23 protein-coding genes are annotated in these 21455 nt (G+C 73.5%); 15 read left to right on the forward strand and 8 right to left on the reverse strand.

The window, feature by feature from the left end; translation table 11 throughout:
- The first annotated feature begins 223 nt into the window (after positions 1–223).
- Together AC2YHB_RS04430 and AC2YHB_RS04435 are read left to right on the forward strand one after the other, a co-directional pair.
- Positions 224–1333 (forward strand): ABC transporter ATP-binding protein, encoded by a 1110-nt coding sequence (locus AC2YHB_RS04430; protein WP_487353555.1) that lies wholly within the window; start codon positions 224–226, stop codon positions 1331–1333.
- Between the two features lie 10 nt (positions 1334–1343).
- Positions 1344–2372 (forward strand): 6-phosphofructokinase, encoded by a 1029-nt coding sequence (locus AC2YHB_RS04435; RefSeq protein WP_179650819.1) that lies wholly within the window; start codon positions 1344–1346, stop codon positions 2370–2372.
- On the opposite strand, the gene AC2YHB_RS04440 is transcribed toward AC2YHB_RS04435, so the two are convergent.
- On the reverse strand, positions 2329–3156 hold the full coding sequence (locus AC2YHB_RS04440) for an endonuclease/exonuclease/phosphatase family protein (RefSeq protein WP_179650821.1): 828 nt from the start codon (positions 3154–3156) through the stop codon (positions 2329–2331). The genes AC2YHB_RS04435 and AC2YHB_RS04440 overlap by 44 nt on opposite strands.
- 87 nt (positions 3157–3243) lie before the next feature.
- Between AC2YHB_RS04440 and AC2YHB_RS04445 the strand changes: the two genes are divergently transcribed.
- The 3 genes from AC2YHB_RS04445 to AC2YHB_RS04455 all read left to right on the forward strand — a co-directional run bounded on the left by AC2YHB_RS04445 (position 3244) and on the right by AC2YHB_RS04455 (position 6830).
- Positions 3244–3879, forward strand: a complete 636-nt coding sequence (locus AC2YHB_RS04445; protein WP_051931771.1) for a nucleotidyltransferase family protein — start codon at positions 3244–3246, stop codon at positions 3877–3879.
- A gap of 42 nt (positions 3880–3921) precedes the next feature.
- Positions 3922–5427, forward strand: coding sequence for an APC family permease (locus AC2YHB_RS04450; protein ID WP_036542321.1), 1506 nt, complete (start codon positions 3922–3924; stop codon positions 5425–5427).
- A 65-nt stretch (positions 5428–5492) separates the two neighbouring features.
- Positions 5493–6830, forward strand: a complete 1338-nt coding sequence (locus AC2YHB_RS04455; RefSeq protein WP_036543165.1) for a class II 3-deoxy-7-phosphoheptulonate synthase — start codon at positions 5493–5495, stop codon at positions 6828–6830.
- Positions 6831–6844: 14 nt separating this feature from the next.
- On the opposite strand, the gene AC2YHB_RS04460 is transcribed toward AC2YHB_RS04455, so the two are convergent.
- The 4 genes from AC2YHB_RS04460 to pknB form a co-directional block, all read right to left on the reverse strand.
- A complete protein-coding gene (locus AC2YHB_RS04460) occupies positions 6845–7894 on the reverse strand; it encodes an NADase-type glycan-binding domain-containing protein (RefSeq protein WP_179650823.1) in 1050 nt (349 codons plus the stop codon).
- A gap of 65 nt (positions 7895–7959) precedes the next feature.
- Positions 7960–8445, reverse strand: a complete 486-nt coding sequence (locus AC2YHB_RS04465) for an SRPBCC family protein (protein WP_051931775.1) — start codon at positions 8443–8445, stop codon at positions 7960–7962.
- A 69-nt stretch (positions 8446–8514) separates the two neighbouring features.
- Complete coding sequence (locus AC2YHB_RS04470; RefSeq protein WP_179650825.1) at positions 8515–9423, reverse strand: DMT family transporter; 909 nt, start codon at positions 9421–9423, stop codon at positions 8515–8517.
- A 17-nt stretch (positions 9424–9440) separates the two neighbouring features.
- The gene (gene pknB, locus AC2YHB_RS04475) at positions 9441–11546 is read right to left on the reverse strand and encodes a Stk1 family PASTA domain-containing Ser/Thr kinase (RefSeq protein ID WP_308645646.1); all 2106 of its coding nucleotides are present in this window, start codon (positions 11544–11546) and stop codon (positions 9441–9443) included.
- A gap of 135 nt (positions 11547–11681) precedes the next feature.
- Between pknB and AC2YHB_RS04480 the strand changes: the two genes are divergently transcribed.
- Genes AC2YHB_RS04480 through AC2YHB_RS04495 form a run of 4 tightly spaced genes read left to right on the forward strand, consistent with a single transcriptional unit; the run spans position 11682 to position 13889 of the window.
- Complete coding sequence (locus tag AC2YHB_RS04480) at positions 11682–12062, forward strand: Rv2175c family DNA-binding protein (protein WP_051931777.1); 381 nt, start codon at positions 11682–11684, stop codon at positions 12060–12062.
- Positions 12063–12069: 7 nt separating this feature from the next.
- Entirely contained in the window at positions 12070–12594 is a 525-nt protein-coding gene (locus tag AC2YHB_RS04485; protein ID WP_308645647.1) for a guanyl-specific ribonuclease, read from the forward strand.
- Entirely contained in the window at positions 12591–13004 is a 414-nt protein-coding gene (locus tag AC2YHB_RS04490) for a barstar family protein (protein WP_179650827.1), read from the forward strand. Before AC2YHB_RS04485 ends, AC2YHB_RS04490 begins: the two co-directional genes overlap by 4 nt.
- Positions 13005–13058: 54 nt before the next feature.
- Entirely contained in the window at positions 13059–13889 is an 831-nt protein-coding gene (locus AC2YHB_RS04495; protein WP_179650829.1) for a methyltransferase domain-containing protein, read from the forward strand.
- Positions 13890–13926: 37 nt separating this feature from the next.
- Here the strand turns inward: AC2YHB_RS04495 and AC2YHB_RS04500 are convergent, their stop codons facing one another.
- The gene (locus AC2YHB_RS04500; RefSeq protein ID WP_308645648.1) at positions 13927–15015 is read right to left on the reverse strand and encodes a polyprenyl synthetase family protein; all 1089 of its coding nucleotides are present in this window, start codon (positions 15013–15015) and stop codon (positions 13927–13929) included.
- Positions 15016–15091: 76 nt separating this feature from the next.
- On the opposite strand from AC2YHB_RS04500, the gene metF reads away from it, so the two are divergent.
- Positions 15092–15982, forward strand: coding sequence for a methylenetetrahydrofolate reductase [NAD(P)H] (metF, locus tag AC2YHB_RS04505; RefSeq protein WP_036542330.1), 891 nt, complete (start codon positions 15092–15094; stop codon positions 15980–15982).
- 12 nt (positions 15983–15994) lie between these two features.
- On the opposite strand, the gene AC2YHB_RS04510 is transcribed toward metF, so the two are convergent.
- Positions 15995–17311 carry a phytoene desaturase family protein gene (locus tag AC2YHB_RS04510; RefSeq protein WP_036542341.1) on the reverse strand — a complete coding sequence of 439 codons (1317 nt, stop codon included), beginning with the start codon at positions 17309–17311 and terminating at the stop codon, positions 15995–15997.
- Positions 17312–17313: 2 nt separating this feature from the next.
- Positions 17314–17787: a YbaK/EbsC family protein gene (locus AC2YHB_RS04515; RefSeq protein WP_036542344.1), complete on the reverse strand. Its 474-nt coding sequence runs from the start codon at positions 17785–17787 to the stop codon at positions 17314–17316.
- 52 nt (positions 17788–17839) lie between these two features.
- Between AC2YHB_RS04515 and AC2YHB_RS04520 the strand changes: the two genes are divergently transcribed.
- The 5 genes from AC2YHB_RS04520 to AC2YHB_RS04540 all read left to right on the forward strand — a co-directional run bounded on the left by AC2YHB_RS04520 (position 17840) and on the right by AC2YHB_RS04540 (position 21368).
- Complete coding sequence (locus AC2YHB_RS04520; RefSeq protein ID WP_036542347.1) at positions 17840–18292, forward strand: hypothetical protein; 453 nt, start codon at positions 17840–17842, stop codon at positions 18290–18292.
- Positions 18293–18335: 43 nt separating this feature from the next.
- Entirely contained in the window at positions 18336–18815 is a 480-nt protein-coding gene (locus AC2YHB_RS04525; protein WP_179650833.1) for an SAV_6107 family HEPN domain-containing protein, read from the forward strand.
- A gap of 30 nt (positions 18816–18845) precedes the next feature.
- Entirely contained in the window at positions 18846–19559 is a 714-nt protein-coding gene (locus tag AC2YHB_RS04530) for a methyltransferase domain-containing protein (protein ID WP_179650835.1), read from the forward strand.
- A gap of 21 nt (positions 19560–19580) precedes the next feature.
- Positions 19581–20846 (forward strand): DNA polymerase IV, encoded by a 1266-nt coding sequence (gene dinB, locus AC2YHB_RS04535; RefSeq protein WP_218864761.1) that lies wholly within the window; start codon positions 19581–19583, stop codon positions 20844–20846.
- A gap of 93 nt (positions 20847–20939) precedes the next feature.
- On the forward strand, positions 20940–21368 hold the full coding sequence (locus tag AC2YHB_RS04540; RefSeq protein WP_036542353.1) for a DUF3040 domain-containing protein: 429 nt from the start codon (positions 20940–20942) through the stop codon (positions 21366–21368).
- Positions 21369–21455: the final 87 nt, after the last annotated feature.

Consider the following 21455-nt stretch of genomic DNA (forward strand, 5'->3'; position numbering starts at 1 on the left):
GCGGACGTCTGCCGCGAGGCGTCGAGGTTGTGAGAGCGCTTCCATTGCGGGCGGCGCAGACACCATGACATGGGTCACATGTGACGTCAAGGGGCGCCTCGAAATCGCCTGCCGCACGCTGGGTGAGACGTGAAAGCGCTTCCACTGGACGTGGTGCATGCACTGGCCTACTGTGAGCCCGGTCACCGGCGCGGCGCCGGTCGGGACCGCGAGAGGAGCGGACATGGCACAGGTTCGGTTCGACCAGGCGAGCTACGCCTATCCCGGGGCGGCCCGCCCGGCGGTCGACGCCCTCGACCTGACCATCGAGGACGGCGAGTTCATGGTGCTGGTCGGGCCGTCGGGATGCGGGAAGTCGACCTCCCTGCGGATGCTCGCCGGTCTCGAGCCGGTGACCGCCGGCGCGATCCACATCGGCGACCAGGACGTCACCCGGGTCGTTCCGAAGGACCGCGACATCGCGATGGTCTTCCAGACCTATGCGCTCTACCCGCACCTGTCGGTCGCCGACAACATGGCCTTCGCGCTGAAGATCGGCGGTGTCCCCAAGGCCGAGCGCCGCGCCCGCGTGCAGGAGGCCGCCCGCCTGCTCGACCTCGAGGCCGTGCTGGAGCGCAAGCCGCGCGCGCTGTCCGGTGGCCAGCGCCAGCGGGTCGCGATGGGCCGGGCCATCGTCCGGCAGCCGCAGGTGTTCTGCATGGACGAGCCGCTGTCCAACCTCGACGCCAAGCTGCGGGTCTCGACCCGCACGCAGATCGCCGCCCTGCAGCGGCGGCTCGGGGTGACCACGGTGTACGTCACCCACGACCAGGTCGAGGCGATGACGATGGGCGACCGCGTGGCCGTGATGAAGGACGGCGTGCTGCAACAGGTCGACACGCCGCTCGGCCTGTTCGACCGCCCGGCGAATGCGTTCGTCGCAGGCTTCATCGGATCGCCCGCCATGAACCTCCTGTCCGGCAGGACTGCTGGCGACGGCGTCGCCGTCGTCGACGGCGTGGACTTCCCGATCGCGCGATCCGCGGCGGCTCGCGCGACCGGCACGGTCACGCTGGGTGTGCGGCCCGAGGCCTGGCGCGTCGTCGGCCCCGAGGACCCCGGCTTCGCCGTCACCGTGCAGGTCGTCGAGGAGCTCGGCGCCGACTCCTACCTCTACGCCACGCCGCCGGGGGTGGACATCGCGGACCGGCCGGCAGGCGAGCTCGTGCCGCAGATCGTCGTACGCCTCGACCAGCGCACAGGCCTGCGCCGTGGCCAGGAGGTGCGCCTCGCGGTCGAGCCCGAGGCCGTGCACGTCTTCGACGGGGAGACCGGCCTGCGGCTCGGGGCGTAGGTTGATGACCATGCGCGTCGGAGTGCTGACCGGTGGTGGCGACTGTCCCGGGCTCAACGCCGTGATCCGGGCCGTCGTCCGCAAGGGCGTCAAGGATCACGGCTTCGAGTTCGTCGGCTTCCGCGACGGGTGGAGGGGGCCGCTCGAGGGCGTCACCATGCCGCTCGGGATCGAGCAGTGCCGCGGCATCCTGCCACGCGGCGGCACGATCCTCGGCTCGTCGCGGACCAACCCGTTCGCGGTCGAGGGCGGTGTCGAGCGGATCCGCGAGAACCTCGCCTCCGCCGGCGTCGACGCCCTCGTCGCGATCGGTGGCGAGGACACGCTGGGGGTCGCGACGAAGCTCGCCGACCTCGGCGTCAAGGTCGTCGGTGTCCCGAAGACGATCGACAACGACCTCTCCGGCACCGACTTCACTTTCGGCTTCGACACCGCCGTCAACATCGCCACGGAGGCGATCGACCGGCTCCACACCACCGCTGAGTCGCACCACCGCGTGCTCGTCGTCGAGGTGATGGGCCGCCACGCCGGCTGGATCGCGCTCCACGCCGGCATCGCCGGGGGCGCCAGCGCCGTGCTGATCCCCGAGATCCCGTTCGACATCGAGGCCGTCTGCGCGCACGTCGAGACCCGCTTCCGCAGCGAGTACGCCCCGATCATCGTCGTCTCCGAGGGCGCGGTCCCCGCCGACGGCAGCGGGATGACGCTCGTCAGCGGCGAGAAGGACGCCTTCGGCCACGTCCGCCTCGGCGGCATCGGTGACCGGCTCGCCCACGAGATCGAGCAGCGCACCGGCAAGGAGGCGCGCGCCGTCGTCCTCGGGCACATCCAGCGCGGTGGCACGCCGACCGCGTTCGACCGCTGGCTGGCGACCCGGTTCGGGTTGCAGGCGATCGACGCCGTCGCCGAGGGGGAGTACGGCGTCATGGTGGCGCTGCGTGGCACCGACATCGTGCGGGTGCCGCTCATCGAGGGCACCGGCGAGCTGAAGGTCGTCAGCCCCCGCGAGTACGCCGAGGCGCAGGTCTTCTTCGGCTGACCTCCCGCTGCCCGGGGTCCTGGGGAGCGAGGTCGACGTCGACCACCAGCGCGCGGTGGTCCGACAGCGCCATCTGCCGAGCGGTCGACCGCGCCGGGAGCGCCGGGTCAGCGAGCACGTGGTCCAGCTGCTCGACCGGGGCGTCGGCGGGGAAGGTCGGGTGTGCCGCGAGCGCCCGCAGGCCGGAGACCCGCTCGGCCCGTCCGAGGTCCATGTTGAGGTCGCCGGTCAGCAGCAGCGGCCGCCGCGCGCCGGACAGCGCGCGGACCAGGTGGGCGAGCTGGCGGCCGTTCCACCAGCGCACGAAGGACAGGTGGGTCGTCGCCACCGTCACCTCGCCGTCGGGTGTGCGCATCGACCCGGCGACGGCGACGCGCGGCTCGTCCCGGACGAGGGTCGGGCGGACCTGCCCGGGGAAGCGCACCGGCACCCGCGTCGGCAGCACAGGCAGCCGGACGACCTCCCAGCCGGCCACCTCGTAGCGGCTCAGCAGCGCGATCCCGTACGCCGCGTCCTCCGGCTGCTCCCGGCCGGTGGCGGCCGTCCACGTCGCGCCGGGACTGCCCGCCAGGGCGGCGACGAACCGGTGGTCCACGGCTCCCATCGCCTCGGCGGCGACGGCGGTGAGGTCGGCGCGCCCGGAACGGTGCTGGTTGCGGTCGACCTCCTGCAGCGCCAGCACGTCCGGCTCGAGGGCACGGATCGCCTCGGCCAGCACCCGGGTGTCGACGGCGTGGTCGTGGAGCGTGCGGCCGTTGAGGATGTTGAACGAGACCAGCCTCATGCCCGGACCAGTACCCCGAACCGCCGGCTGCATCGGGCGGCATGGGGAGCCGGCGCCGGGGTACCTCCCGGCCCGAGGTGATGGCGGATGGTGCACGACGACGCCTCGTCCGGCGCAGCGCGTCCGGCCGGCGTGGCAGGCCAGGACGCGCTGCGCGCGGCCCTGAAGCTGGTGGCGGTGGCGCTCAAGGAGGGCGGGCTGCCGTTCGCCCTGGCCGGCAGCTACGGCATCTGGGCGCGCGGCGGCCCCGAGCCGGACCACGACGTCGACTTCATGGTCGCCGAGGAGGACGCGCTGCGGGCGCGTGACCTGCTCGCCGAGCGCGACCTGGTCGTCGTGCAGCCTCCGGAGGACTGGCTGTTCAAGGTCTTCGTCGACGACGCGATGGTGGACGTGATCCACCGGGTGGGCGGCGAGCCGCTCGACCGCTCCCGCTTCGACGAGGCCGAGGTGATGGAGGTCGAGTCGGTGCAGATGCCGGTGCTGCCCGCCACGGTGCTGATGGCCGACAAGCTCGGCGCCATGGAGGAGCACGCGTGCAACCTGACGCCCGTGATCCCGGCCGCCCGCGCGATCCGCGAGCAGGTCGACTGGGCGGAGGTGCAGCGTCGTACCGAGGGCAACCCGTTCGCCGAGGCCTGCCTCGTCCTGCTCCGGCGACTCGATGTCGCCGCGCCCCACCGGCCAAATGCTTCACATCCCGCCGGTGCTGCGCAAGGGTGAGTGCCTGGGGGACGACTTCCGACTCGGGGAGGGGACAGGCCCATGACCACTGACACCGCACCACCGGGACCGGCGGGCAAGCAGCACGACCAACCAGAGCTCAAGCGGGTCCTCGGCCCGGGGCTCCTGCTGCTGTTCATCGTCGGCGACATCCTCGGCGCCGGCGTGTACGCCGTCACCGGCCGCCTCGCGGGGCAGGTCGGCGGCATCGCGTGGCTGCCGTTCCTGGTCGCCTTCGCGGTCGCGACGCTGACCGCGTTCTCCTACCTGGAGCTGGTGACGAAGTATCCCCAGGCCGCGGGAGCGGCGCTCTACGCCCACAAGGCGTTCGGGGTCCACTTCATCACCTTCCTCGTGGCGTTCACCGTGATCTGCTCCGGCATCACCAGCGCCTCGACCTCGGCCAACCTGCTCGCCAACAACCTGCTGATCGGGCTCGACGAGATCTGGTCGGGCGTGCCGACGACGCCCGGCTGGGCGATGTTCGTCGCGCTGGCCTTCATGGGCCTGCTCGCACTGATCAACCTGCGCGGCGTCGGGGAGAGCGTGAAGTTCAACGTCGTGCTCACCCTGGTCGAGATGACGGCCCTGGCGATCGTCATCGCGATCGGCTTCTCGGTGATGGCGAAGGGCGACGGCGACTTCGACCGGATCACCGTCTTCGAGAACCCCTCCGACAAGGGGATCTTCATGGCGGTCACGATCGCCACCGCCATCGCGTTCTTCTCGATGGTCGGCTTCGAGGACTCGGTCAACATGGTCGAGGAGACGAAGGAGCCCGAGCGGATCTTCCCGCGGATGATGCTGACCGGCCTGGGGATCGCCGTCCTGATCTACATGCTCGTCGCGATCTCGGTCGTCATCGTGATCCCGCCCGGCGACATCGCCAACCCGACCAACAAGGAAGCCGGCATCCTGATCGACGTCGTGAAGCTCGGCGCGCCGGACCTGCCGATCGACAAGATCTTCCCGTTCCTGACGGTGTTCGCCGTCGCCAACACCGCGCTGATCAACATGCTCATGGCCAGCCGCCTGCTCTACGGCATGGCCCGCCAGGGCGTGCTCCCGCCGGCGCTCGGCAAGGTGCTGCACGGCCGCCGGACGCCGTACGCCGCCATCGCGTTCACGACCGTGCTGGCGATGGCGCTCATCGTCGCCGTCGTCCAGCTGCGCGACTCGACCCTCGGCGACGCCGAGGAGGGCACCGAGGTCTCGGTCGTCAGTGCGCTCTCCGGCACGACCGGACTGCTGCTGCTCGCGGTCTTCTCGATCGTCAACGTCGCATGCCTGATCCTGCGCCGCGAGCCCGACAGCGGCCACTTCAAGGCACCGACGGTGGTCCCGGTGCTCGGCGCCCTGCTCTGCCTCTACCTGCTCGGCCCGTGGGCGCGGCTCGCGCCCGACCGGATCCAGTACGCCATCGCCGGGATCATGCTGCTGCTCGGCGTCGTGCTCTGGGGCCTCACCCGGGCGTTCTACAAGCCCGAGGGCGGCCACTTCCTCGACATCGAGCACATGGACGTCGACCCCTCGGACGACCCCAGGTAGCGCAGCGGCGTCCACGGGTGCCCGCCGAGTCGGCGGGCACCCGTGCCGCGCCGTACCCTTGGGGGGTGAGCACCCTCCCGTCCCTCGAGCAGTTGCACGCCATCGGCGCGAAGCAGCAGCCGACGTACGACGACCCGGCGGCCCTGGCCGCTGTCGTCGACCGGCTGCGGACGCTTCCCCCGCTGGTCTTTGCGGGCGAGTGCGACGAGCTGAAGGCCAAGATCGCGGCGGCCAGCCGGGGCGAGGCCTTCCTGCTCCAGGGCGGCGACTGCGCCGAGACGTTCGTCGACGCGACGGCCGACAACACCCGCAACAAGCTGCGCGTGCTGCTGCAGATGGCGGTCGTGCTGACCTACGCCGCGTCCGTGCCGGTCATCAAGGTCGGCCGCCTCGCCGGCCAGTACGCCAAGCCGCGCTCCTCCGACAGCGAGACCCGCGACGGGGTGACCCTGCCGGCCTACCGCGGCGACGCGGTCAACGGCTTCGACTTCACCCCGGAGTCGCGCCGCCACGACCCGCAGCGCCTGCTCGACGTCTACCACGCGTCGGCGTCGACGCTGAACCTCGTGCGCGCCTTCACCACCGGTGGCTACGCCGACCTGCGCCAGGTGCACACCTGGAACTCGGAGTTCGTGCGCAACAGCCCCGTCGGCCAGCACTACGAGGCGATGGCCGCCGAGATCGACCGCGCGCTCACCTTCATGAAGGCCATCGGCGCCGACCCGGACGAGTTCCACCGCGTCGACTTCTACTCCTCGCACGAGGCGCTGCTGCTGGAGTACGAGCACGCGATGACGCGCATCGACTCGCGCACCGAGAAGCCGTACAACGTCTCGGGCCACATGGTCTGGATCGGCGAGCGCACCCGTCAGCTCGACGGCGCGCACGTCGAGTACTTCAGCCACATCAGCAACCCGATCGGCTGCAAGCTCGGCCCGACGGCCACCGCCGACGACGCGCTGGCGCTGGCGGCCAAGCTCAACCCGACCAACGAGCCGGGCCGGCTGACCTTCATCACCCGCTTCGGTGCGGGCAGGATCCGCGACGGCCTCCCGCCGCTGGTCGAGAAGGTCACCGCCGAGGGCGTCGACGTCGCGTGGGTCTCCGACGCGATGCACGGCAACACCTTCGAGGCGTCCAACGGCTACAAGACCCGCCGCTTCGAGGACGTCCTCGACGAGGTGATCGGCTTCTTCGAGGTGCACCGCGCGCTCGGCACCGTCCCCGCGGGCATCCTGGTCGAGAACACCGGCGACGACGTCACCGAGATCATCGGCGGCGGCGAGCAGCTCGACGAGCTGGGCCTGGCGCACCGCTACGAGTCGGTCGTCGACCCCCGCCTCAACCGCGTGCAGTCGCTCGAGCTGGCCTTCCAGGTCGCGGAGAACCTCCGGAAGAAGTGAGCGCCGCCTGAGCCCTAGGCAGGTGCTCCGAGGAACCGGATCTCGCTGATCGCGGTGTAGTCACGTCCGTTGGCGCCCCGGCCGGGCTGCGTGACGGTGAGCAGGTGCACCCGGATGGTGCGGGTCGCGACCGGGCCGATGTCGGCCATCTGGAGCGCCTGGCGGTCCGCGAGCTCCTGCGTGATGCGCGTGCCGTCGTCGAACTCCCACTGCACGGCCCGGATCCGGCGGTTGGCGCGGTACCAGTTGTCCGGCCCGTCGACCTTCGCGTAGCCGTTGATCATGCCGACCTCGGTGATGACGACGTCCTGGCCGAGGTCGAAGGTGAGCGTCTCGCCGGTGCCGTCACCGGGCATCCGCCACGACGTGCGGGGCTTGCCGTCCCACATGTTCTCGGGCACGAAGCGCACCGGTCGGTTGGACCGGTCGCGGCTCGGCGGCGCGACCGCGGGCACCTCGGCGGTGACGCCGGTCGTGAGGTCGACGACGTCGGCGGGGTCGGGCTGGGCCACCGGGCCGCCGGTCCCGGAGCTGTCCGGCTGGTCCGGCTCCGTCGCGTCGTCGCCGGCGGGGCCGTCGGTCGTCCGCTCACTGCCGGCGCGGTCGCCGGCCTTGTCGTCGTCGCCCGAGCTGACCAGCAGGTAGCCCCCGACGCCCGCGACCAGCGCGAGCAGCACGAACGCGACCAGCCACGGCAGCCATGCGGGGGCGGGACGCCGGCCGGGGTCGCCCTGCGGGCGGGTCGGCGGGCTGACCGGCGGGAGGGACGTGGTGGCGCCGCCGGGGGAGCGCGCGACCGTCGGGTACGGGTCGGCGGCCGGAGCGGCGGGCGGCGGCGCGTCCGCGAAGAGGGGGTAGCGCGGTGACGGCGGGAGCTGCCCGACGGGCGGCGGGACGACGGCCGTCGGCGGGGCCGGGGCACGCTCGGTCACCGGGGCCGTGGGCACGTCGGGAGCGGGCACCGCCTCGGGGTGTCGGCCGGGCACCGGCTTGCCGCAGTTGGTGCAGAACCGCCCGACCCCGAGCTCGTGCCCGCAGCTGGTGCAGTACGTCGGGGTGGTCATCGCGGGCTCACCGTACCCCGACCGCGCCGCGGCGTGCGGCACCCCGGCGCCCTCGGGGTCCGGGCTCACCCGGCGGCGGTCGCGCGGCGGCAGGCCTCCGCCTCGATGTCCTCCAGGTCGTGCTCCAGCACCTTGCGGCTGTGGTCGTAGCTGAACCCGCCGAAGACCGCCCACATCGCGCGCGACATCGCCGAGCGGTGGCTCATCTCCACGGTGGTGGTCATCGCGAGGCGGGTGCTGTGCCGGTCCGGGCCGGCCGGCGTGAGCCGGTAGGCCGTGCGGATGACGTCGTCACCGACCTCGGCCTCGACGACCGTGCGCACGGGCGCCTCGGCCTCGACGACGTGCAGCTGCTCGGGACCGTGGTGACCGAACAGCGTCCGCTTCTCGCGCCAGGCCGTGCCGACGCCGTACGCGCCCTCGGTCAGGACCTCGGTGTCGCTGACGCTGCGCAGCACCTGGTCGGCGTGCGCGACGTCGGTGATGACATCCCAGACCTGCTCCGGCGGCGCCGGGATCGTGGTGTGGACGTGGATGATGTGACCGGCCATGGCGACTCCTCAGGAACACCCCCAGACCTCCATGGTGCGCCCGTCGGGCGCAGAAGGCCAGAGGTGCCGTCACACGGCGAGGTGGGTGACCTCGGCCTCGATCCTGCGCCGCGGGAGCGCCTCGACCACGAGCATGGCGGCGAGCACCATCAGGCCGCCGACGACCATCCGCGCGGTGACCGACTCGCCGCCCAGGAGGACGGCGAAGGACGCGGCCCACACCGGCTCCATGCTCATGATGATCGCGCTGCGCGTCGGTGGCAGGTGGGCCTGCGCCCACGTCTGCGCCAGGATCGCCGCCGCGCCGGCGACGAGCGCCATGTAGACCAGCGAGGCCCAGTCCGCTCCGCGGTCCGGCAGGACGACGCCCGGCGCGCCGCCCACCAGCGCGGCGACCATGCAGATCACCGCGATGACGAGCACCTGCAGGATCGACATGCCGAGCGCGTCGGCCGGTGTGGACCAGGCGCCGAGCCCGACGATGTGGGCGGCGTACAGCAGGGCGCCGACCAGGGTGATCGCCTCGCCGTAGCCGATCGAGAGGCCGTCGAGGGTCAGCACGCCCAGCCCGGCGGTCGCCAGCAGCACCGCCGCCCAGGTGGCGCCGGTGATCCGGGTGCGCAGGATCGCGGCGGCGAACAGCGGTGTCGCGACGACGTACAGGCCCGTGATGAAGCCGGACACGCTGGCCGGGGTGTGCGCGAGCCCTGCGGTCTGCAGGATCTGCGCGACGCCGTACAGGCAGCCCAGGACGAGCGCGTGGCGCCGCACCTGCGGGGAGAGCCGGGCGATCGCGCGGGGTGCGACGGCCAGCATCGCCGCACCGGCGACCAGGAAGCGGACGCCGAGGAAGTCGACGGTGGGCACCCGCTCGAGCAGGTCCTTGATGAGGAAGAACGTCGATCCCCAGCAGGCGGTCATCGCGAGCAGGGTCAGCGTCGCGAGCAGGCTGGTACGGCGCTCGCCGTGGTCGGTCATGCGGGTCTCGGCTGCGGCTAGACGACGTACAGGGTGATCGTGCTGCCCTTGCGGGCGCGGGTCCCCGAGCCGGGGCTGGTGTCCCAGGCGACGTTGCCGGAGAGGTAGATCGTCGCCCGCTCCTTCTTCACCTTGAACCCAAGGTCCTCGAGCTTCTCGACGGCGTCGTCGGTCGACAGGTAGCGGACCGAGGGCACGGTGACCAGCTCGGGGCCCTTCGACACGACGAGCCCGATCTCGTCGCCCTTGTAGACGACGCCCGACTTCGGCGTGTGGCTGATGACCCGACCCTCGGGGATGTCGTCGCTGTACTCGGTGTCGGTGACCTTGACCTGCAGGCCCTTCGCCTCGAGGGACTTCTCGAGCTTCTCGGCGTCCTTGCCGACCCAGTCGCCGACCTTGATGGGCTGCTTGCCCTTGCTGACGACGACGGCGACGGCCGTGTCGACGGGCAGCGCCTTCGACTCCTTGGAGCCGAACGCGGGGCTGCTGCGGACGATCTGGCCCTTCGGCACCGTCTCGGAGTAGCGCGGGACCTGGCGTCCGAGGACCATCTTCACCTCGGCCAGCCTGTCCTCGGCCTCCTCGACGGTCAGGCCGGCGAGGTCGGGGACGTCGTAGACCTCGGGGCCCTTCGAGACGGTGAGGGTGACCTCGTCGCCGGGCAGGATCCGGTCGCCCGGCCCGGGGTCGGTCGACACGACGACGCCCGGCTCGACGCTGTCGGAGTAGACCTGCTCGACCTCGGCGCCGAGCCCGGCGTCGTCCAGCTTGGTCTCCGCCGCCGCCTGCTCGAGACCGACCACGCCGGGGGTCGAGGTGTAGCGGCCCCAGCCGAACCAGTAGCCGCCGGCGGCCAGGCCGCCCACGAGGAGCACCAGGACCAGCGCGAGTACGAGGCCGCGGCGGCTGCGCTCGCGCACCGGGCGACCGCCCTCCGCCGGCACCGGCCGCGAGGGCGCCGGGCGCGACGGCGGGGGAGGCGAGGCGGGCGCGGCGATGACCGAGGTCCGCTCGCCGCCGAAGTCGGGCTCCCGCGGCTGCCGCCGGGGCTCCGGCAGCAGGTCGGGCGTGCCCTCCCACAGCGAGCTCACCGGCTCGGGCGTGGTGTCCGACCCGACCTCGTCGGCGCCGGTCGGTCGTGCCGGCGGCAGCAGGTCGTCGACCAGCTCGGGGTCGGAGCGGACGCCGTCGTGCAACGCGTGGACGACCCGGCGCACGTGGTGCAGCAGCACGGTCGCGTCCGAGGGGCGCAGGCTCGGGTCGCGCGTCGTGGCACGCGCGACGAGCGCGTCCACGTAGTCGGGGATGCCCGGCACGACCGACGACGGCGCCGGGACGTCGTGGTGCACGTGGCGGTAGGCGACCGCGATCGGCGTCTCGCCGGTGTGCGGCTTGGTGCCGGTCAGCAGCTCGAAGAGGAGCACGCCGACGGCGTACACGTCGGCGCGGGCGTCGGCCCGCTGCTCGACGACCAGCTCGGGGGCGAGATAGGAGACGGTGCCGATGAGGACGCCGTTGGTGGCGGTGTGCTGGGTCTCCGCGCTGACCGCCTTGGCCAGTCCGAAGTCCGCGACCTTGATCCGCCCGTCGTCGGCGATCAGGACGTTCTCCGGCTTGACGTCGCGGTGGATCAGCCCGGCCCGGTGCGCGGCGCCGAGCGCGGAGAGCACGGGGTCGAGGATCGCCAGCGCCCGCTCGGGCGACATCGGCGCTTCCTTGGTGATCGTGTCGCGCAGGGTGTGGCCGGGGACGTACTCCATGACCAGGTACGTCGTGCCGTCGCCGCTCTCGTCACGTCCCTGGTCGTAGACCGCCACCACGTTGGGGTGCGACAGCCCGGCCGCCGACTTGGCCTCCCGGACGAAGCGGCGGGCGAACGAGTCGTCCTGGGTGGTCGCGTCGCCGAGCCCGGGGTGCATGACCTTGACCGCGACGGTCCGGTCGAGGCGGGTGTCGACGGCCTCGTAGACGCTGGCCATGCCGCCGCGCGCGATCCGCGAGCCGATCCGGTAGCGGCCGTCGAGCAGCCGCCCGAACTGGTGGTCCTCGGTGCGCGGGCTGCCCGAGGGGTCGCCGGGGCGCGCGGCGCTCTCGCCGCGGGCACGCTTGTCGTCGTGCACAGCGACCCTCCTGTGCAGGCTCCTCTGGTCCGGCCGGGGAAGTGGCCGGAGCCGCCATCGTACGGCGCACCACCACGCCGGCCCGGTGGCCACGCCGGTGTGATCTTGGTGCCCTTCGTCGTGGAAGATGGCCCCATGAACGACGTACCGCTGGCCGACCAGGACCTCTCCGCCCTCGTCGAGGAGTGGCTGGACTGGGACCAGGCAGCCGAGCTGATCGGGGTGACGCCGGCCAAGGTGCGCACCATGGTGCGCGACCACCAGCTCGCCGCCGCGGTGCCGGGGCAGCCCGGTCAGGGCGTCAAGCAGGGCATCCCGGCGCTGTTCCTCGTCGACGGCGAGCCGGTGAAGGGACTTCCCGGCCTGCTGACCCTGCTCCACGACCAGGGCTTCGACGACCGCGAGTGCATCGCGTGGATCTTCCTCGACGCCGACCTGCCCGGACGTCCGATCGACGCGCTCCACGAGAACCGCGGCGCCGAGGTCAAGCGCCGCGCGCAGGCCCTCGGGTTCTGAGGGTCCGGTGCCGCGCCTCGGGAAGCGGACCACGCAGGTCCTCTCGACCGTCGCCAGCGTGCTGCTGCTGGTCGCCGTGTGGTGGATCCAGTCGCAGGGCGACGACGACGGGGGCTCGCGGGCCCAGGACCGGGCGTCGTCGAGCTCGACGCCCTCGCGGACACCTTCCTCGACTCCTTCCTCCGCTCCTTCCCGGACGGCGGAGTCCACCCCGACCGACGACGGGGCCGAGGGCGGCGCCGACGAGGACGGCATCCCGTACGTCGACCTGGCCGACCTGCCTCCCGAGGCGGCCGACACGGTCGGGCTGATCGACGCGGGCGGCCCGTTCCCGTACCCCGGCAAGGACGGCTCCACCTTCGGCAACTTCGAGGGCGTGCTGCCGGACCGCGAGCGCGGCTACTACGCGGAGTACACCGTCGAGACCCCCGGCCTCGACCACCGTGGCGCCCGGCGGATCATCGCCGGCGACGGGGGAGAGCTCTACTGGACCGAGGACCACTACGAGTCCTTCGAGAGGATCAGGCGATGAGCGGGCTCGCTGCCGTCCTGGCCGGCCGGCACCCCCCGGGCGTGCACCGGTGGGACTCCGCGCTGGACGTGGCCGACGTGAGGCACGCCGTCGAGCACGCCGGCTGGGCGTTCGGGTACGTCGACGGCGCGGGCCTCGACACGGTCGCCGATGTGCTGCGGGGGATCGGCGAGGCGCTCGCCTTCCCCGACCACTACGGGCACAACCTCGACGCGCTCAACGACTGCCTGCGCGACCTCGCCGCGCCGACGGTCCTGCTCTGGGACGCGTGGGGCGGCGTCGCGCACGCCGAGCCGCGTCGGTTCGCCGTGCTCGTCGACCTGCTCGGGACCCGTGCGGACGGTGACCCGCCCGTGGAGGTCCTCCTGCGCGGACCGGGGCCGGAGGGCGTCGTACCCCTGCTGGGGTGAGGACCACCCGGTCGGGCCATGGCCAACCCCGCGGCGCGTGGCTAGTTTCGGCTCATGGCCGACACCGATGCGCTGGCCGGGCTGACGGCGACGTCGTTCCACCGCGGCAATGTCGCCGCGGACGCCGCCGCGGACACCGCGGGGCAGGTCTTCGTCCTCGACATGCAGGAGTCCCTGCCGGGCGTCATCCGGCTCCGTGACTGGGCGCTGGCGGCGCTTGCTCCCCAGCCGGGTGAGACGGCCGTCGACGTCGGCAGCGGCACCGGTGCCGAGGTGCGGCGACTGGCCGCCGCGGTGGGGGAGTCGGGGCGGGCGGTCGGCATCGAGCCGCACGCCGGCCTGCGGGCGGTCGCCGAGGAGCGGTCGGCCGGCACCGGCGCCACCTTCGTCGACGCGGAGGCGACGGCCCTGCCCTTCGAGGACGCCAGCGTCGACGTGATCCGCTGCGAGCGGGTCTTCCAGCACCTGACCGACCCAGCGGGCGCGGTGCGCGAGTTCGCCCGGGTGCTGCGGCCGGGCGGACGGGTGGTGGTGATCGACTCCGACTGGGGAACGGCGGTGCAGACGCCCGGCGACCCGGACGTCGTACGACGGCTCGCGGACTTCCGCGACGCGCGCTCGCCGAACCCGCACGCCGGCCGGCACCTGCCGGGGCAGTTCGCCCGGGCCGGCCTGACGGTCGACCCCGACATCGCCGCCACGGCGGTCATCCCGCCGACGGGCGCGCTGCTGGTGCTCGTGGGGAAGACGCTGGAGGAGGCGGTCGGCGCGGGCGCGGTCACGCAGGCCGAGGGCGACGCGCTGCTGGCGGACATCCGGACCGCCCAGGAGGCGGGTGAGGCGTTCATGGCCGTCACCATGTTCGCCGTGCTCGGCCGTCGCTGAGACCGGTCCGGGTCAGCAGGTCCAGCGGGCCGCAGGCTCAGCGGGTGCGTCGGGTCGCCGCGGTGGCGAGCTGCTCCAGCACCTGGCAGGCGCCGGGGTCCCAGCCCTCGTCGGCCTGGCCCGCCCGCAGCGCGCCGACCGCCTGCGTCGCCAGGTCGTCGATCATGGTCTCGACCCGGGCCCGCGCGCCGCTGCCGTCGATGATCGCGCGCAGCTCCTCGATCTCCGCCTCGGTGAGCGCGGTGCCGAGGGCCGCGTCGAGCCGGGCCGCGTCGGCCGGTGCGGCGGCGTCGAGCGCCAGCGCCACCAGGACCGTGCGCTTGCCCTCGACGAGGTCGTCGCCGGCCGGCTTCCCGGTCGTCGCCGGGTCGCCGAAGACGCCGAGCAGGTCGTCGCGCAGCTGGAAGGCCTCGCCGAGCGGGAGCCCGAAGGAGGTCAGCCGCTCGAGCGTCGCCGCGCCCGCGCCGGCGAGGGCCGCGCCGACGTGGAGCGGGCGCTCGATGGAGTACTTGGCCGACTTGTAGCGCAGCACCGTCGTGGCCTGGTCGACCGACGCGCGCCCGCGCGCCTGCACGGAGACGTCGAGGAACTGCCCGGCGATGACCTCCGAGCGGCACAGGTCGAAGACGTCGAGGGCGGGTCCGACCCGGTCCCAGCCCAGCCCGCAGCGGCGGACCAGCTCGTCGGCCCACGACAGCAGCAGGTCGCCGAGGAGGATGGCGGCCGCGGCGCCGTACTGCACCGGGTCGCCGCGCCAGCCGTCGGCGCGGTGCTCGGCCTCGAAGCCGCGGTGGGTGGCGGCGCGGCCGCGGCGGGTGTCGGAGGCGTCCATCAGGTCGTCGTGGACGAGGGCACTGGCGTGCAGCAGCTCCAGCGCGGCCGACGCCCGCAGCACCGCGGCGGCGTCGTCACCGGTGGGCACGCCCGCGACGGCGGCGTACCCCCACTGGCAGAAGGCCGCGCGGAAGCGCTTGCCGCCCGAGACCGTGGCGCGGGCCTCGGTCAGCAGGCGCGCGGCGTCGGCGCCGAGCGGTGCCAGCCGGACGGTCTGCTCGGCGAGGAAGGTGTCGAGCGCGGCCTGGACCTCCGCCCGGAACGAGGTCGGGTCCCACCGCTGCTCAGTCACCCGCACAGAGTAGTGAGGCGTCACACCTGACGAGATGCCCGGGTCCGGGCCGCTCCGCCCACCTAGACTCCGGCCCATGACGACTGGTGCAGGGCGTTCGCTCGGGGAGCTGATCCGCGAGGGTGGCCGCTCGTTCTCGTTCGAGTTCTTCCCCCCGAAGGACGAGGCGGGCGAGGCCCAGCTGTGGGACGCGATCCGGGCGCTCGAGCCCTACCAGCCGACCTTCGTCTCGGTCACCTACGGCGCCGGCGGCAGCACCCGCGACAAGACGGTCGCGATCACGGGCCGCATCGCCCGGGAGACCTCACTGATCCCGTTGGCCCACCTGACCTGCGTCGGCCACACCCGCGAGGAGCTCGAGGGCATCCTCGACGCCTACGACGCCGAGGGCGTCGCCCACGTGCTCGCCCTGCGCGGCGACCCGCACGAGGGCCCGCGCGCCGACTGGACGCCCACCGAGGGCGGCCTCAACTACGCGATCGAGCTGGTCGAGCTGGCCCGTGCCCGCGGCAGCTTCCGGGTCGGCGTCGCCGCCTTCCCCGAGGGCCACCCCTCGGCCGAGTCGCTCGACCACGACGCCGACGTGCTGGTCGCCAAGGCCAGGGCCGGCGCCGAGTTCGCCGTCACGCAGATGTTCTTCCGCGCGTCCGACTACTTCGGCCTCGTCGAGCGGGTCCGTGAGCGCGGCGTCGACATCCCGATCCTGCCGGGCATCATGCCGATCCTGAACCTCAGCGCCATCCGCCGCCAGGGCGAGCTGATCGGCACGAGCGTGCCCGACGAGATCGTCGAGCGGATCAGTGCGTACGACGGCGACCCGGCCGCCGTCCGGGCCGAGGGCATCCGGATCGCGGCCGAGCTGTGCGACGAGCTGCTCGCGGGCGGCGCGCCCGGGCTGCACTTCTACACGCTGAACCGGTCGAAGGCGACGCTCGAGATCTTCGAGGCGCTGCAGATCACCGTCTGACCGCGGGAGGGGTCAGGCCGGTCCGACGAGGCCCGCGACCAGCGCCGCCGACTGCGTCACGAACGGCACCCCCGCGCCGGGTGCGCCGTGGGCGCCGGCGAGGTAGACGCCGGCGACCGGCGTCTCCGGGCCGATCCGCGCGCGGACCGTGCCACGGCCCTGCCACAGCACGCCCATCGGCGAGCCCCGCCACCGCTGCACGAGGTCGCGCGGGCTCAGGTCGATGCGGGTGACGATGTTGTCGCGCACGTCAAGGCCGTGCCGGGCCAGTGCCGCGACCATGTCCTCGGCGATCTTGCCGCGGCCGTGCAGGGTCCACGCGGTGCCGCCGTCCGGGGCGGCGACACCGGGTCGGACGACGATCATCGGCTCGGCGTTGAAGACGATCTCGTGCGTCAGCGGGGGCACGTCGCCGGCGAGGCCCAGGTGCGAGACGACCGGCGGGATGGCCGGCATCGTCCGCTCGACGTACGACGCCAGGGCCGGCAGGCGTCGCGGGTCGACCGCGACCACGACGACATCGGCGTCGGCGTCGCCCTCGCTGGTGCGGACCGCCACCGCACGGCCGTCCTGCACGACGATGTCGGTGACCTCCACGCCGGTGCGCACGGCGACCTCGCGCAGTGCGAGCCGCGACTCCAGCAGCTCGACGATCCGGCCCATCCCGCCGGGGACCTGCCAACCGCCGAAGGTCTGCTCCAGGTAGGAGCCCACGCCGACCCACGAGGGGACGTTGCGCAGGTCGTGGCCCTCGGCGGTCGCGAGGTGGCCGGCGACCAGGGCGAGGCGCTCGTCGCGGAAGTCGTGCCGCAGCCGCTTGAACAGCGTCTCGCGGATGTTGAAGAGGTCGTCGAGCTCCTTCGGCAGGCTGCGCCGGTCGGCGGGCCGGGCGGGTGCCTCGACGTAGTTGCGCCGCAGCACGTCCCACACGGCGGCGTAGATGTCGACGTGGCGGGCCCAGACCTCGCCGAGGCCCGCGCCGAGCTCCTCGAACGCCGCGATCTGGTCGGCCCGCGAGCCGCCCGGCAGCCGCACCGACGTACGGTCGGCGAAGCGGTGCTCGCGCAGCACTGGCAGCGGCTCGAGCTCGAGGCCGAGGTCCTTCTCCAGCGGGCGCCCGGACTTGCGGAACAGGTCGCGCAGCGCGGCAGGGACGAGCGTGCTCGCCGGGCCGCCGTCCCACCGGTAGCCCTCCTGCTCGACGGGCGCCAGCGCGCCGCCGAGCTGGTGCGACGCCTCCAGCAGTGCGACCTCGTGGCCCTGCTTGCCCAGCCGGGCCGCGGCGGCCAGGCCGCCGAGGCCGCCGCCGACGACGACGATGCGTGCCACGGCTACTCCACCTCGATCGGCGTGGCGCCGGTCAGGGCGAGCAGCTCGTCGTACGACGTCGAGAAGACCGCCGCCGGGTGCCCGGCCGCGGCCCAGACGACGTCGTGACGGGCCAGCCAGCCGTCGAGGTAGGTCGGCAGGGGCGCCGGGTGGGCGATGGGGGACACGCCGCCGATGACCTGTCCGGTGTGCTGGCGGACGAAGTCGGGGCTGGCGCGGCGCAGCGGGCCGCGCCCGATCCGCTCGGCGGCCAGCGCCGTGTCGACCCGGTGGTCGCCCGACGTGAGGATGAGGACCGGGGATCCGTCGGCGTCGAAGAGCAGACTGTTGGCGATCGCCCCGACGGCGCAGCCGAGTGCCTCGGCGGCCAGTGCGGCGGTGTGGACCGAGTCGGGCAGAATGACGATCTCGCCCCGGCCGCCGCGGTGCTGGTGCTCCGCGCGGAAGTGGGCGATCGAGGGATGCTCGGCCGACATGGGGGAGACCCTATCGAGGTCGGGTCCGTGCACGTCGATGCAGGAGGAACCGATGACCAAGCGACCACCGGCGGTCGAAGTCGCGTGCTGGCTGCTGTGGTCCCTGGTGGCCGCAGGCCTCGCCGTGTGCGTGATGGTGGTGGTCAAGCGGGACGACCTCGGGGCGGTCTGGTCGCCCATGCAGGTCGGCGACAGCACCGTCCAGCCGGTCGAGTTCGTGCCGGTCATCCTCGTGCTGTACGCCGTCACGGCGCTCCTGGCAGCGACGCTGATCGCCCTCTTCCGCACCGGCCACAACTGGGCGCGCCACGCGCTGGCCGCGCTCGTGGTGGGTGTCTTCCTCGTGACGGTCGCGACGGTGCGCACCGACCCGCCCCGGCTCGTCGACTGGGCGGCGATCGCCGGCGCGGTGATCTGCTCGGTGACCCTGGTCTTCCTGTGGCACCCGCAGAGCCGTGCCTACGTGCGGGGCCTCGGGCCCCTGGACGGCTCGCCGGACGCTTGACGTTGCGTCGGAGGGCGGGTGTACCTTCGAATCGTTCGAACACATGTTCGAACGACACTCGAAGGAGATCACCGTGGCCCCGTCGTTCCCGATCGGTCCGGACACCCTGCCCGCGACCACGCACAACTACCTGCTCCGCTCCGCCGAGTCGCTGAGCGAGGCCGTCGCCGCCGGCGACGTCGCGACGCGCTACGCCTGTGCCCACGTGGCGGCCCTGCGGGCCGCGGCCGCGCTGCTCTCGGCCCGCGCGCGGCCGGCCGGCCCCCGGCGCCGGGCGCAGAAGAACGCCTGGGTCCTGCTGGCGGAGGTGGCTCCGGAGATGGGGGAGTGGGCGACCTTCTTCGCGGCAGGAGCGGCCAAGCGAGCCGCGGCCGAGGCCGGCTCGACCCGTGCGGTCTCCGAGCGCGAGGCCGACGACCTGGTCCGTGACGCCGACCGGTTCCTCGCGCTCGTCGAGCAGTCCCTCGGCCTGGCCCCGCACGCCGCGATCAGCGTGCAGGTCCTCGGCCGGGCGGCGGGCTGACCCTCGAGGGCGGCGACTAGTGTTCAGCGCATGGCCTCTCGCGAGCAGCGCGGTTCGGTGCGGACAGCCGTCGTCTGGGACGCCCTCGAGGCCGCCCTCGCCGGCGGCCCGCGGGACGTGGTGGACCTCGGCGGCGGGACCGGCGGGTTCGCCGTACGGCTGGCCGAGTCCGGGCACCGGGTGCGCGTCGTCGACCCGAGTCCCGACGCCCTCGCCGCGCTCGCCCGCCGCGCGCAGGAGGTCGACCTCGAGGTCACGGGCCTCCAGGGAGACGTCACGGACCTGGTCGACGTCGTCGGTGCGGGCTCGGCCGACGTGGTGCTCTGCCACGGGGTCCTCGAGGTCGTCGACCCGGCGCTCGCCCTCGCGCGGATCGGCGAGGTCCTGCGGCCCGGCGGCCTGCTCAGCCTCGTCGTCGGCCAGCGACACGCCGCGGTGCTGGCCCGGGCGATGGCCGGCCACTTCCAGCAGGCGCGCGGCCTGCTCGACGACCAGGAGCCGGTGGACGGCCGCACGGGCCGGCGGTTCACGGCCGGCGAGCTCGAGGCCCTGCTCACCACGGCCGGGTTCGTCCCCACCACGGTCCACGGGGTCCGGGTCTTCGCCGACCTCGTCCCGGCCGCCCTCGTCGACCTCGAGCCCGGCGCGGCCGCGGCCCTCGTCGACCTGGAGCGGGCGGTGGCGGCCCGCGAGGAGTACCTCCCGCTCGCGACCCAGCTGCACGTCCTCGCCACGCGTTCCTGACGCCGGGGCCGGGGCCGACCCATGACCGGCCCACCCCCCTGCCCGATCCTGCACGTCGACATGGACGCGTTCTACGCGTCGGTGATGATCCGCGACCGCCCCGAGCTGCACGACGTCCCGGTCGTGGTCGGCGGTGGGCACCGCGGCGTCGTGCTGTCGGCCAACTACCCGGCCCGGCGCTTCGGCGTACGCTCCGGGATGTCCGGCGTCGAGGCCCACCGGCTGTGCCCCGACGCGGTCACCCTGCCGCCCGACTTCACCCTCCTGACGCCCGTCTCGAAGGCGATCATGGAGACCTTCCGGACGGTCACCCCGGTGGTCGAGGTGACCTCGCTCGACGAGGCCTTCCTCGACGTGCGCGGCGCCGGCCGGCTGTTCGGCTCGCCCGAGGCGATCGCCGAGCGACTGCGCTCCCGCATCCGCGCCGAGCACGGCATCACCTGCTCGGTCGGCATCGCCGCCACGGTGTCCGTCGCCAAGCTCGGCAGCCGCCTCGCGAAGCCCGACGGCGTGCGTGTCATCCCGCCCGACCGCTTCGTCGCCGAGGTGCACCCCCTCGACGTCGGTGTCCTGTACGGCGTCGGCGAGGCCACCCGGCAGCGGCTGCACCGCCTCGGCCTGGTCACCGTGGGAGACGTCGCCGCGATCGAGCCCGACCAGCTGCGCCGGATGCTCGGCGGCCACCTCGGCGCACACCTGCACACGCTGGTCTGGGGCACCGACCGCTCCGAGCTGCGCCCGGGCGGTGCCGGCGTGTTCGGGTTCGGGGAGGGCGAGCCCGAGGGGAGCATGGGCTCGCAGCACACGCTGGCCGTCGACCTGACCGACCGCGCCCGCCTGCACCGCGAGCTGCTCCGCCTCGCCTCCCGCGTCACGGCCCGGGTCCGTGGTGCCGGCCGGGTCGGTCGCACCGTCGCCCTGACCGTGCGGTTCAGCGACTTCACGACCGTCAACCGCTCGCGCACCCTGGCCGAGCCGACCGACGTCACCCAGGAGGTCTACGACACGGCCGTGGCCCTGCTGGACGCGCTGCTCGACGCGTTGGCGCCCCGGCGGCCCTCCGTGCGACTCCTCGGCGTCCGGGTCGAGGGGCTGCGGCGCGTCCGCGACGGCGACTCCCGGCAGCTGGCGCTGGGCGAGCGCGACCCCGGCTGGCCCGACGCCGACCGCGCCGTCGACCAGGCCGCGGACCGGTTCGGCTCCTCGGCGGTGCGGCGAGCGAGCCTCCTCGCGGCCGCCGACTCAGCCCCGCGGCCACCCGGATGGCCTGTTCAGGCCATCCGCTGATCACCGGATGGCCACAATTTCGAGGGACGGCCTACCCCCTGCGGATTCGCCTGCCTACACTTGGAGAACAGTCCACGTTCGTCGGAGGAAACGGTGCCACTCTCAGAAGAGGAGCTTCGCCTGCTCGAGCAGATGGAGCGCGCCCTCAGCGAGGAGGACCCGAAGTTCGCCTCGACCCTTCGCGGGACGACCCAGCGCCTGGCGGCCCGCCGCCGCGCGATCCTCGCCGGCGTCGCCTTCGCCGCCGGTGTCGCGGTGATGATGGGCGGCGCGGTCAGCGGCTACTGGCCCGTCGGCGTCGCCGGGTTCGTCGTGATGCTGGGCTCCGCCACCGTGCTGCTGTCCGCGCTGCGCGGCCAGCGTGCCGGCGGCGCGGAGCCCCACGTCGCTGCCCACCCGTCCGGGTTCGGCGTCATCGACGGAGGCCGCGGGCGTCGTACCCGTGGCGGGCGGTCGTCCTCCGGGTTCATGGACACCCTCCAGGCGCGTTGGCGCCGCCGCCGCGAGCGCGGCGGCTTCTGAGCCGGTCGTCGAGGAGGTCGCGCAGCGACCGTCACGAGACGCCCGACGTGCACCGGCGCTCCTGTGTGCATGACGAGCTGCACCACG

The sequence above is a fragment of the Nocardioides sp. SRI_004 genome (genome assembly GCF_057586415.1).